Here is a 13338-nt window from a genome sequence, read left to right as displayed (position 1 = left end):
CGTGGCAAAAATTTCGAACAAATAAAAAAGACTTTATTTATCAAATGATAAGACTAAATTAGTAAATAATTTAAAATAGAAAAAGAAAAACTATGTTATAGATAATTTGATTATCACAAAAAGAAAACTGACTGGAACAACGCTCATTTTTACCACATAGTAGGTAAATTGGCAATTAAAAGAATAAAATATATTAATGTGTGTAAAAAGAAAATGAGTTTTATATCGGTGGCTTTATTAGTATTTCCTAAATTATTCAATCCATTATATGCAATCGTCTTTTAGCTAATTGGCTTAGATAATGTAAACTTAATTATTTAATAAGTTAAGCAAGATTATAGCCGATTGCAATAACTTAAATTCTAAAATAACAATTTTACTCAAAAATTAAAATAGAAAATCAAGCAAAAAAACTACCCATTAAATAAACTATTTTATAATTAATATCCTACTATGCTCAAAATTCTTAGTTTTAATAATTCTTTTTAGAATCATAAAGAATATTGAGATAAATTGTTGTAAACAATATATTAAGATATAATTTAGAAGATTTGTCGATGTAATAATAAAAATTAAAGGATTTATAAATGTCTAGCCAGGTCATACCTTATATTGATAGAGCAGTACAATTATTAAATAAAATCGGAATTATTATTAAACCACAAGCCGATGCACCAATTTTAAAGTTATTGGATAATGTTGCCGAAATTGATAAAAATCGAGTTATCGCAATAGCACGAACCTTACAACAACAAAGTGCTTTTAACCAAGTGGTTCGCGAACAAATAGATGGTGTTGAAGTTTCACAACGTTACACCAAAATTGTTAATCATTTTGATAGTATCCGAACGGATATGGAAAAAATGCTAGGTTGGCTTGATGATGGTCGATTAGATTTTTTTGAAAGAATAAAAATAGGTTGGATGAAACTTCAACGAGGCTCTATTCCCGACCGATTCAATCTGATAAAAAAGACCTATTTACAGGTATCGCAAGAAACCGGTAATCAAATTGAGCGTGAGCATATTATTCTAAATGCCTATCAAGATTTTCGATTTGGATTAAAACAAGCTCAGATCACTGCCGAAGAATTAGTTCAAATAGCAACCGCACGTCTTGAAGAATGTAAAGATAAATTATCTTTAGCCATTGCGGATGTGGATAATTTTAAAGAAGATGATCATGTGGCAAAAGCGCGTTTAGAGCTTATCCGAGATGAAGCATTACGTAATGTCCAACAAGAAGATAGCCGTTATCAAATAATATTGGATTTAGCCAATAATTTAACCGTTTCTTATAATTCAGCAGAGGCAGTCTTTGCCCGTATACAACAAACAACCTCAGTGAAAGAACGAGTTTATCAACAAAGTGTTAGTTTTTTTTCCACCAATGAAATTGTTTTTACTGCATTAAGTGCATCAATCACTTCTTTAACTGGTTTAAGCGAAAGCACTAAAACTTTAGAAGCGATGAAAGATGGCATGAATAAAGGTATTGAAAGCATTGCTTCTGCGGGTAATAAGCAATTAGAAGAAAGCTTACGTGCTGGGTATAGTTCAACCATTAAAGCGGATTCGTTACGAGCTTTGGTCGACGCAATTGTCAATTATCAAGAATCAAGCCAGCAATTAATAGCCGAATTACGTAATGAATCAATTGATAATGCGAAAGAAATAGATCGAATTGTCGAAGATGGTAAACAACGCTTTAATAATATTATTTTAAAGGTTAATAATTGATGTCAAATATTAAGCTTAGTGACCAACTAGGTGCAATGGCAATCATTGACGAACTTTATCAAAAGCAACAATTATTACTTGAGCACCTTGATCATAACGCTTTGCGTACAAACTTAGCAGAAAATATAAAAAATTATTATCAAGCTAAGGGGCAAATTGTTAATGACGAAATCATTGAGAAGGGAATTAATCTTTGGTTTAACCAAAGATTACAATTTATTGCACCTAAACGTAGTTGGTTAATTCGTTTTATTGCTTTTTGTTACATAAAAAGAAATATACTTTATCCTTTTATCGGTGTGATCTTAGTTATTTTATTGTTGCTCAACTTCAGCATATTAAAAAATACTCTAAAAATTAATGATAATATCGATACGACTTATAGTCATATTTTATCCCAAAAAAATACCTTAAATGATCTTAACAATAAATTTTTGCAAATTGATAAACTTCCTGTTTACTTTGCACAAGTTCCCGTAAAAAAATTAAAAGACTCAATTACTCATTTACTCAATCAAGAGATTAATCTTCCTGTTACTGAATCAACGGAGATTTCATCGCCAACGTTTGAGATGAATCAGAAAACACTTAATGATCTAAAAGAACTTGATAACTCAATCTCCTCTACTTTACCTAAGATCACAAAACAAATAACAGAATTAAGTGAATTACTTGAAAAGGATAAAAAATTGGCCAACTTAATTCAAAGTAAAGAGTTTATAGAGGCAACTAAAAAATATCCTATTTTACAAATTTCAGTTGATAAAATTCTTGATAATCTCAATCAAGGACAACAAGATATTGATGTTGAACCAATAGAAACACTTTTTCATTCCGTTGGACGTGCTGAAGCTCTTGAAAATAAAATTCTATCTGATACTAAACAACTACAAACATTAAACGTACCTAACTCTGATATGAGTGAAGTTATTACTTTACAAAATGCCTTAACTGCTGATTTAAAAAATTTGAATTTTGAGCATGTCGAACATTATCAAGAAATGATGGCTTACTATATAAAACTAGCTCAAACCAATTTAACGTTAACTATTGTTGATCATCCAGATTATAAATCGGGAGTGGAGCGTACTCATGACAATACTAATGGTAAATCGTGGTACTTGATTGTCAGACCGATGACAACCAATAACCATTCAGATTCATTATGGGTACAAAGTATTGAAACTGGAGAATCAAAATTGGTAAATACATTTGGCCAACAAGTCACTTTAGAACAATATAACAGTGTTAAAAGCGATAAAATGCAAGATGGGCATATTGATAACAATAAACTTTGTACCAAACCGAAAGGACGTTTAATCTTCAATTGTCCAAAATCAGTGAAATCTGGAAGGATTTTAGAGTGGTAAACCATGCAGACCAAAATAATTGAAAATAAAATTTATGAACAAGCACAGGGTATTAAAGCCACTTTAGATACGGCTTATAAAGAAAGACAAGATACCCTTGATAAAATTTTGAATTTGAAGAATGAACAGGCTAGTATTTATCAAAAAATTGCTACCATATATTTAAAAGAATCACCGGAAAATAGTGATTCTCAAGTCCAAAATATTATTAAGCAATTGCAGGGACTATATAGTGACTTAACTAGCAAGCTTAGTAAATTAGAAAAACAAACTGGTCAATATCAACAGCAATTAACAAATACTCTTGCAAAGTTAGATGAACTTACTACCCAAAAGGTGCTACAACTGGAAAGCGATCCTGATTACGTTTCATCGTTTAATCGTTTTACTATCGAACAAGAAAATTTAGAAAAAATAACCAAAGATTATGAAGTATGCCAAAAAGAATTCTCAAAAAAATTAGCCGAGTACAGTAAAAATAGCTATTACAATTATTTAATCAAAAGAAACTATGGCGAAGATAATTATAAAGGTCGTTGGATTTTTAGAAATCTGGATGAATCGCTAGCTGAATTTGTTCATTTCAATGAAAATTATAAAAACCAAAAAATACTCGAATCTTTAATGAAAGAATCGCAATTTAAATACGATAATCAGAAAAAATTATACGATTTGGCCTTAAAACAAAAAAATAACAAAGAACAACTGGTTGAAAACAGTTTGAAGCTACCGCAATTAAAAGCTGAATTAGCTAAAATTGAACAGGATTTAGATAAAGCTGAATGCCAGAAGCAAGAGGCTTATAATACATTAAATGACACACAATCAGGACAAAGCGTTCAGTTTAAAAATTTATCTTCAAAGCTAGCTAAGTTACTAGAAAATCAGTCAATTAAAAAACTTGAGCAGCTAACCTTACAAACTAAATCCAAAGAAGATGATATATTACTTAAAAAAATTCCTGAATTAGATAAACAGATAAAAAAACTTGAACAACGTATTCCACATTTTCAACAATCAATTGGAAACCTTGAAGATATTTTTATTCGCTTTAATCAAACGTTAAATTTATTTAGGCAAAATAATATACCTAGTTCTTTTTATGAATATAAAATTTCTTCAAACACACTTAATAACCTACTAAATAATTTAATAGAATATGGTGATTCTCCTGAAAAAATCGTTATGGAGCTTTTAGCTAGACGCGTGCTAAGAAATAATACAACTTCCTCAAGTACAAATAGTGGCTGGTCGATATTAAGTAGCTCTAGTTCATCTTCTTCTAAGCGCTCAAGTCGCTCATCATCAAGCTGGTCATCTAGTAGTAGTCGAACTTCATCAAGTTCTTCAAGTTCCTCATCCAGTAGGAATAGTTATTCATCGAGCTCTTCATCTGGTGGCGGTGGATATCGTACTACGGATAGTTTTTAGATAGACAAAATTAGTTTTATTGAAGTAAGTTTTTTAGTATTTACTAAATTATTCGATTAAGTAGGTGCATTGAATGCAACCTACTTTTAACCCATCAAACCAGGTAATGTAAATTTAATTACTTAATAAGTTAGGCGAAATTTTATTCGCTTGAAATAAGGTAAATTCTAAATCAACAAGATCATAAATACAAAATGGATCTAATTTCATAATATTTTTAACTTCTTCAAGTGAATCACTCATTGCTACAATAATCGCACCTGTTTTATTCTCTAAAGGACCAGACGCAATAAACTTATTGCTGGCAAAATACTCATCTAAAAATTTATTATGTTCTTCAAATTTAGCTAACAATTCTTCCAAAGGTTTTTTAAACTTAAAAGTTACAATTATCATTATACACTCCTTATATATTTCAAATTATTTGCATAAATCTTTAGCCAAATTTTTCAGAGCTAAAAACTTTTACTTATTCTGACTTGTTTTTTATAACACGAAATAAAGTTAAAAATGATTAATTATGCAATCAAATTCAACCAACATTTACTAATACATTTATTTTTTAGCTTTAAGATTAATCAATAGTCTATTAACAATAAATGGATGTAGAACAGACACAGGTGCCATATATATCTTGCCGATAAAATTATGATTTTTGACTGATGTAATTACATACAATTTATTTTGTTTATCATTATCATCAATTAAACGAAGGTGTAAACAAACATCTAGATGATGATCTCTAGTGATTAAAGTTAATTTATCTTTTTCTAACTCAATAACGTTAAAAAAATGCACTTTATCGCCAACATTAGGTATATTTTTACTTAACTGTTCAAAACCTTTTATTGTTCTAATTCCTACCATTCTGCCTAAAAAATCTCTCATCTTAAATAATATTTTAAGCCATTTAGGTTGAGATTGAGTCATCATTCTATAAGCGTCATAAGCAGAAATATCGCTAGGAATAGAGGCTGTTTGGTAACTTAAATAATCAATATCTTCCGCAATTAAAGCAACCTGACGGTTTAATAACCTATTTAATTTATTAATAATATTTGTTTTCTTAGCATCCATGACTAACTCAATTAAGTTGTAACTAACTTATTAGCTAGGTTAAAAGCATAAAAAATACACTTTTAACTAATAACTCAGTTTGCAAGTAAATAACATTATTAACTAATTTTGCAGTATGATTATACATTTATCAATCAATAATATATAAATAGTTATTACTTGCAGTTTTATTTAACTTTAATTATTTTTCTACCAAACACCCGTTGAGGCGCCACCATCTACTATCATTGTCGTTCCTGTAACAAATTCACTTTGCGTTAAATAAACAGCTGCATCAACGATATTTTGCGGATTGCCAATTTTTTCCATAGGAGACATTTTAGCTAAATTTACTCTATCTTTTGCATTATGAATTGCATTAAGGGGGGTATCAATTACACCTGGAGCAATGGCATTCACTTGTATATTTGATGAAGATAATTCTAAAGCTAATGCTCGCGTAGCTTGATTTATTCCCCCTTTGATCAATACAGGTAATAATGTAGGTAACTTAGCATTCGGCTGAATAGCAATTGATGCTGTTATATTAATGATATGACCAGTGCCGTTATTCATCATATGGTTAGCAGCTGTTTGTGATGGATAAAAAAAGCCTTTCAAATTGGTATTGATGATTGTATCAACATCTTCCTCAGTATAATTAATAATAGGTTTTGCAATAAAAATTCCTGCATTATTAATTAAAACATCAACTTTATTAAAACGCTCTATCGCTTTGGCAAATAATTTTTTCGAAGTTTCTGGTTTACCGATATCGCCAGAAATAAGAAGTAAACGCTCAGGGTTACCCAACTTAACAGCTATAGCCTCTAAATTAGCACTATTACGGCCATTAGCCACAACATTATAATTTAACTCTAGATATGCTTTGACAAGTGCTGAACCTATCCCCCCAGCAGCGCCAGTAATAATAGCTGTTTTATTTGAAATACTCATGAAACTCTCCAGTAATATATTTAACATTTAGCAATACTGTAATCTATGTTTTAAAATTGAAAAACAGGCTATAATTAATTACAGTTATTACATAATGTAATTAATGGAATTATGTCACGTCATTACAAAGATTTTCAGTTAAGTAGTATCGAACACTTTTGCCTTACTGTTGAAAAAGGCAGTTTTACAGCAGCTGCAAACATGCTAGGTATTACACCATCAGCGGTTAGCCGATCAATTGCTCGTTTAGAAGATAGATTAAATGTCCGATTGTTTGTCAGAACAACACGCCAATTGCGCGTTACATCTTTCGGGCAGGAATATTATGATCAATGCCGACAAGCGTTAAATCAGTTAAATGATGCAGAACTTACAATAAAGAACACACAAAGTTCATTGCACGGTTTGATAAGAATAAGTGCACCAACACCATTTACCCATTTTAGACTAATTCCCTTTTTGCTACTATTTCAGAAAAAGTATCCAAATATCCATATTGATATACATTCTAGTAATCGCAATATAATTTTTTCCGAAGATAATTTTGATATAGCAATAAGAGGACAAAAACCGAAAGACTGTAATCTAATCGCCAGAAAATTAGAGGATTCAGAATTAATTGTTGTGGCAACCCCAACATATTTACAAAATATGGGGATCCCAGTTATGTTAGAAGATTTAAAAAAACATAATTGTATTGAATTTGAATTACCGAGTACAGGACGTAAAATATTATGGCATTTCTGTAAAAAAGGAAAACCAATAGAGTTAGAAATAAAAGGCAACTTTACTATATTGGATGATTTTTTGGCAACTAATGAATTAGTCAAAAATCATGCTGGCCTTATGCAAGTTTATCGTTTTTCAATAGAAAAAGAATTAAAAAGTGGTGAACTCGTTGAGGTATTGAAGGAATTTAATGGCGCAACACGGCCATTCTTTTTATTATACCCACATGCCAAATACCTACCGCTGAATGTAAGGTTATTTGTTGATAGTTTAATAGAATATATGAGCATAACAAAACAAGATTATTTATAATTAAATAAAAAACTATTCTACTCTATAATAGAAATACAATCGATTCATAGTTGGGACTTACTTCTTTTAAATTCGTGTAGCCACTACCAAACTTCTGACCTCAATAAGAGTAGATAAGGCGATAAAATAGATAAGTATTAAGAAACAATAAAAATATTGTCATTAGTCTATGCTTTCAGAGTTTTTTAATTTATGAATAATAATTCAATTAGTGATATGGCGAGTATATCAATTCAAATTACAAAAAAGTAAAGAACAAACATCATTTTGATACGATTACTTATGCGATATTAGCTATCTTTTGGTTAAACACTCTATTTAACTTATGGGGTGTAGTATTATGGTGAGTTTCTGTATTTGGTTTGGTCTTTTAAATTATAAATAATAATCTACGCAGATCAATTTAAGTAATAGGATCAGGTTTATAAGCAAAGATTCTTCCTTTCTAATAAACCAATCGCGTCTTTCAATAGTAAATGCTTATCATAATACCTGAAGATATTGTAATGTAACTCAGTTTTTTATCAAAGTCATTGCATTGAGAACGCAGATTTTTCTCTATTTCATTAATGCAAAAACTATCTATCTCGCCTCATGCTTTGTAATTGACTTATCAAACGATTGTTCCCTATTCATTAATGAGGGATATGGATAAACCCATCCGCCATTATGGTTGTAATAGACTTGATCTATTTTATATTTTGGTATCAATAGATCTAACTGGGCGTAGCTACCTATTTTATAGAAGTAAGTTTCTCTATTTTGCTTATGCAGCATAGTCCTGTATACCATAATTATTAACTTATTATTTTAAGTTGCTTCTTTAATGACTCTATTTCCGCTAATAATTTTGGAATATCTTGTCGAGCATGAGCAATAAAATCTTGATCATCGATTGTTGCGCCGAATAACTCTATATCTTCACCTCTATTATCATCTAAACCAGTCATGATAAAATTTGAACCACTAACGTGATCCCTTCCTTCTACATAAGAAATCCAAGGACCATTTGTTGCTTTACTACAACGATCTGATATTTCTTTAAGTTCCTGATCTGTAAGTATACTTTTCATTAAACATTACCTTTCTTCTACAATAATTTTGAAATATCCATTAACTATGCCGCTTTTTAACGATTCATTCCTCATAAGCTTGCATGATTTGGATTAGAAGCATTTGGAGAGGATATCTCCCTCCTGTTGCTCGTATGTCACCAACATTATTACGTTATATTCCATTACCTAATTATCTAATGTTTTTGTAAATCTATAGTTAACAGAAACATTTTACGAATTTTCTTTGTGTCTATTTTATCGCCAATGAATCTGGAAAACAAACTCATCTTCTACAAACAATGACACTATCTGACATAGTATCTATTCCAAAAAGATCAAACCAAACTATTGGATTAGAAGTATACTAATATAAGTTAATCCCAACCAATAACATAATCGGATTTGGAGTGATAAATCTCCCTATTTACTTCTCATAAAACTTAAAAGTTTCGTAATATAATCTGGCTTCTTCACCAAAATATTAGCTTTGATATTTTAGGTTTTGTTCAATTTTATTGATACATAAGCTATCAACGTTACACCATGTCTTATAATTGGCTCACAAAACAATAGTACCTTGTTGATTAGTGAGTTCTATAATTGAGTCGGTATGTCTGTAGTAGAATTGATGCATTTCATTTATGTACTTATATAGACACAGAGATGGCAATTATTGACAGTTCCAAAAAGGGAAATAAGTTAACTGTTGATTGTAGGATACTATAAATCTTAAATTGGAGCGGGAAACGAGGTTCGAACTCGCGACCTCAACCTTGGCAAGGTTGCGCTCTACCAACTGAGCTATTCCCGCATATTGAATGCTTCGAAAGAAGTGGTGAGCATTATACAAAAATATTCGTGTATGGCAACCTTTTTTAACCGTTATTTTTTGTTCTTCCAGCTAAGTGTTTCAAAAACACCAAAAATAAAAAGTCTAAGTGCTTTATATTTATCCTGCTGCTTTTCTTGATTGGTCATCGTTGATTGTAATAACCAAGCTTGTAAGCCATGTGTTATAGCAAAAGCGGCCAATCCAACGTATGCAACAACATTGGCTGGCTTTGGAAATGGATGAACTAAGTTAAATAATAAAAATAACCATATAAATGAATAGATTAATTTACCCAAAAGTATAAACATTATTTGTCTTCTCGTATAAATAGATAGCTATGAACTTGTCCGGCTGTTTTCTCTCTATGTAAATACCAATTTGATGGAATATAGCTAGTTAAATCATGAGTGGTTTCAGTCTCGATGTAAATATAAGCGGATAAATTAAGCCAATGATTATTTTCAAGGAGTTTCACTGTCTTTTCAATCAATGATTGATGAAAAGGTGGATCGATAAAAACAATATCAAATTGTTTTTGCGCAGGTTTATTTAACCATTGAAAAGTATCAGTTGCATAAATGTCAATATTATCACTTGCAATGAGTTGTTTATTTTTTTTCAGCTGATTAGCCACCTGCTTGTCTTTCTCTAATAAAGTGACTGATTGAGCTCCACGTGATGCAGCTTCAAAACCTAATGAACCACTACCTGAAAAACAATCTAAACAATTGCTATTTTGTATAATTGGCATTAACCAATTATACAAAGTTTCTTTTACCCTATCTGTGGTTGGGCGCAGGCCTTGCTTATCAAGAACCGACAATTTTCTACCGCGCCATTTACCACCAATAATTCTTATTGAACCATTCATATAATAACCTTACTTAGAATAGTTCTTGAGTATTGCCTTGTGAATCCGTCACACTAGTACCAACTTCTTGTGATCCATATGTAGTTGGCTCAGTTCCTTTAATAAAATATTCTGACATTGTTCTTGCACCAGAACCTGGTAACATGCCTGTTCGTTGATCAATTGTCACTGAAATCACATTATCTGGTTTTACATCTTGTTTTTCTGGCACATCTTTAAGAGCTACTTTCATATAATCAACCCAGACTGGATTAGCTGTAACTGCACCAGCTTCGGCACGGAAAGTCCGCCCTAAAGCACGACGGTGATCATCAAAGCCCATCCAAACCGATGTTACAATGTTGCCACCAAACCCAGAAAACCAAACATCTTTCGATTGGTTAGTAGTACCAGTTTTACCACCAACGTCTCTTCGACCCAAGGCTTTTACACGCCACGCTGTACCTTGCCAATCAGAGCCACCAAACACGATGGTACGTAAACCATCTTTCATAATATAAGCAATACCACTATCAACCGTATGTGGCGCATATTTAGGTGTTACATCAGCGGTTTTGTTATCATTATTAATATCAGGTAAGATTAAATTATCTTCTGACTTAAGATTAGCCTCTTCAGGCTCTTCATTACCAAGTTCATTCGATTCGTTTTCAACATTATCTAACGATACTGAAACTGAATCAAATTTCACAACCTCATCTTTACAATTATGACAAGCAATCAATGGTTGGTGTTGATAAAACACTCCACTGCCATTATCGTGCTCGATTTTTTCAATTAAATATGGCGTGATTAAATAACCACCGTTCACGATTACTGAATATGCCCTAGCAACTTGTAATGGTGTAAATGATGCTGAACCTAAGGCTAATGATTCATTATGAGAAATATTTTCTTTCGGGAATCCGAAACGTTCTAAATAGGTTGCCGCATAGTCGATACCTATAGCACGTAGTGCCCTTACCATCATCACGTTTTTAGACATTCCTAAACCGATTCGCATTCTTAATGGCCCTGCGTAGGTTGGTGGTGAATTTTTAGGACGCCATGTCACACTACCAGTAGTCCGCACAATAGGTGCGTCATTAAGCAGAGTTGCCATAGTTAAGCCCTGTTCTAAAGTTGCTGTATAGATAAATGGTTTAATATTAGAGCCCAACTGACGTAATGCTTGTGTTGCACGATTAAATTTACTTAAATTGAAATCGTAACCACCAACAATAGCCTTAATAGCCCCATTATCCGAATCAAGAGAAACCAATGCAGCATTAACAGCAGGTATTTGCGCTAAAGCCCAGTTATCACCAGATTTTTTCACCCAAATTAATTGACCTGCTTTTAATGTATCGTTAACTTTTCTTGGTGAAGCACCTTGTTGATTATCATTAATAAATTTTCTTGCCCACTTCATATCTTGATAAGCAATGGTAATATTACTTTTATCAGATAATACAGCTTTTGCTTCTTTATCATTCGATTCTAATACCACTGCTGGACACATACCGCTGTAGCAGATATATTTATGTAAGGCTGCTTGGATTTGATCTTCATCTAAGGCTGGCTCATTATTTTCCCATAAGATTTTTTCAGGGCCACGATAGCCATGTCGCATATCATAATCAATAATATGTTTTTGAACTGCTTCAGTTGCTGCAACTTGATCTGTTTTAGAGATTGTCGTATAAACTTTGTAACCATCAGTATAAGCATTTTCACCAAATTTATCGTACATAAATTGTCTCGCCATTTCAGCAACATATGGCGCAGAAAATTCAATATTTGGTGTATGGTAACTTGCATTTAATGGTTGCTTAATTGCTTCATCATATTCAGCTTGAGTAATATAAGATTGGTCTAACATTCGTCCCAATACCCAGTTACGTCTAATTAACGCTTTATCTGGATGAGAAATCGGATTGAATGCTGAAGGTGCATTTGGTAAACCAGCAAGCAATGCGGCTTCATCTATGGTTAACTGGTCTGGAGTTTTACCAAAAAAAGTAAATGATGCGGCTGCTATACCATAAGCTCGTGATCCAAAATTGATCATATTAAGATATAATGCCATTATCTCGTCTTTAGATAATTCTTGCTCCATACGTATAGCAATAATCATCTCTTTTACTTTACGAGATATGCTTTTTTCAGGTGTTAAGAAAAAGTTCTTAGCAACTTGTTGGGTGATAGTACTACCACCTTGTGAAAAACCTTTTTGCTTTAATCCTACATACATTGCTCGCACAATACCAATTGGGTCAATGCCAAAATGTTCATGAAAACGAGCATCTTCAGTAGCGATAACAGCATTTACGACAACAGGTGGAATTTGATCGTATTTTAATGGTATTCGTCGACGTTCACCAAAAACAGCAATCAATTCACCATCTTTACTGAGAACTTGCATAGGTGTTTGCAATCTAACATCTTTTAATGTTGCAACATCCGGTAGATCTTTTGAATAATAGCTATAACCAGCTATGCCAATAATTAAACCACAAAGAAATAAACCTATAAAAAGTTTAAGGCAAAATTTTAATATTTTTAGTATTATCACAAATCATTCCTATCCAATTGATTTTTAATCAAAGAAAGATAATAAAACTGTTGTTATATTTATTAATATCATTTTTAACCGACGAGTATACTACTTACTCGATAAGACTCAAAATAAAAAGCAATAATTATCTATATTGCAAATAATACTTGAATCAAATTTTTAACCATTAATTCTTTTAATTTAAACAAGAAATTTAAATTAAAGTTAATTGCCATTTTTATATATCGTTACTAATACATTGATTAATAAATTACTACAACCAATACGTTATAAAACAACAACCAAATAGCTAATAAATTGACGATGTTAACCGTATTATTACTAAATTATTCAAGAATTTTGCGTATTATCTCACAATATTTTTATATTTTTAAATAAAACAGATAAAACAATTAAATAATTGTGCTTTACATCAATTTAAGAATATTA

At 31.4% G+C, this 13338-nt stretch carries 11 protein-coding genes and 1 tRNA gene; 4 read left to right on the top strand and 8 right to left on the bottom strand.

The annotated features are described in order from the left end of the window. Positions 1-587: 587 nt before the first annotated feature. From H3S74_RS06255 to H3S74_RS06245, 3 genes are read left to right on the top strand one after another with little or no spacing between them, the layout of a single operon-like run. The gene (locus tag H3S74_RS06255) at positions 588-1739 is read left to right on the top strand and encodes a hypothetical protein (protein ID WP_198247494.1); all 1152 of its coding nucleotides are present in this window, start codon (positions 588-590) and stop codon (positions 1737-1739) included. Continuing rightward, on the top strand, positions 1739-3109 hold the full coding sequence (locus tag H3S74_RS06250) for a DUF6384 family protein (RefSeq protein ID WP_198200485.1): 1371 nt from the start codon (positions 1739-1741) through the stop codon (positions 3107-3109). Before H3S74_RS06255 ends, H3S74_RS06250 begins: the two co-directional genes overlap by 1 nt. Before the next feature lie 3 nt (positions 3110-3112). Then, positions 3113-4540, top strand: coding sequence for a hypothetical protein (locus H3S74_RS06245; RefSeq protein ID WP_198247493.1), 1428 nt, complete (start codon positions 3113-3115; stop codon positions 4538-4540). 114 nt (positions 4541-4654) lie between these two features. Here H3S74_RS06245 and H3S74_RS06240 read toward each other — a convergent pair whose 3' ends face one another. From H3S74_RS06240 to H3S74_RS06230, 3 genes are all read right to left on the bottom strand, one after another. Next, a complete protein-coding gene (locus H3S74_RS06240; protein WP_110447454.1) occupies positions 4655-4936 on the bottom strand; it encodes a YciI family protein in 282 nt (93 codons plus the stop codon). A gap of 159 nt (positions 4937-5095) precedes the next feature. Beyond that, positions 5096-5617 (bottom strand): DUF2867 domain-containing protein, encoded by a 522-nt coding sequence (locus tag H3S74_RS06235; protein ID WP_198220670.1) that lies wholly within the window; start codon positions 5615-5617, stop codon positions 5096-5098. A gap of 189 nt (positions 5618-5806) precedes the next feature. Further along, positions 5807-6553 (bottom strand): SDR family NAD(P)-dependent oxidoreductase, encoded by a 747-nt coding sequence (locus tag H3S74_RS06230; RefSeq protein WP_198247492.1) that lies wholly within the window; start codon positions 6551-6553, stop codon positions 5807-5809. A 111-nt stretch (positions 6554-6664) separates the two neighbouring features. On the opposite strand from H3S74_RS06230, the gene H3S74_RS06225 reads away from it, so the two are divergent. Then, positions 6665-7594: a LysR family transcriptional regulator gene (locus tag H3S74_RS06225; protein ID WP_198247491.1), complete on the top strand. Its 930-nt coding sequence runs from the start codon at positions 6665-6667 to the stop codon at positions 7592-7594. 797 nt (positions 7595-8391) lie between these two features. Here the strand turns inward: H3S74_RS06225 and H3S74_RS06220 are convergent. The 5 genes from H3S74_RS06220 to H3S74_RS06200 form a co-directional block, all read right to left on the bottom strand. After that, the gene (locus H3S74_RS06220) at positions 8392-8667 is read right to left on the bottom strand and encodes a hypothetical protein (protein ID WP_110447450.1); all 276 of its coding nucleotides are present in this window, start codon (positions 8665-8667) and stop codon (positions 8392-8394) included. A 717-nt stretch (positions 8668-9384) separates the two neighbouring features. Next, positions 9385-9460 (bottom strand) — tRNA-Gly (locus H3S74_RS06215). A gap of 71 nt (positions 9461-9531) precedes the next feature. Continuing rightward, a complete protein-coding gene (locus tag H3S74_RS06210) occupies positions 9532-9789 on the bottom strand; it encodes a DUF1145 domain-containing protein (protein WP_086359615.1) in 258 nt (85 codons plus the stop codon). Then, positions 9789-10352, bottom strand: coding sequence for a 16S rRNA (guanine(966)-N(2))-methyltransferase RsmD (rsmD, locus tag H3S74_RS06205; protein ID WP_198220677.1), 564 nt, complete (start codon positions 10350-10352; stop codon positions 9789-9791). Before rsmD ends, H3S74_RS06210 begins: the two co-directional genes overlap by 1 nt. A gap of 13 nt (positions 10353-10365) precedes the next feature. Beyond that, the gene (locus tag H3S74_RS06200) at positions 10366-12906 is read right to left on the bottom strand and encodes a penicillin-binding protein 1A (RefSeq protein WP_220000037.1); all 2541 of its coding nucleotides are present in this window, start codon (positions 12904-12906) and stop codon (positions 10366-10368) included. Positions 12907-13338: the final 432 nt, after the last annotated feature.

This window comes from Gilliamella sp. W8126 (genome assembly GCF_016102185.1).
GTDB lineage: Bacteria > Pseudomonadota > Gammaproteobacteria > Enterobacterales > Orbaceae > Gilliamella > Gilliamella apis_A.
This window is presented reverse-complemented; position numbering and strand designations above follow the sequence as displayed.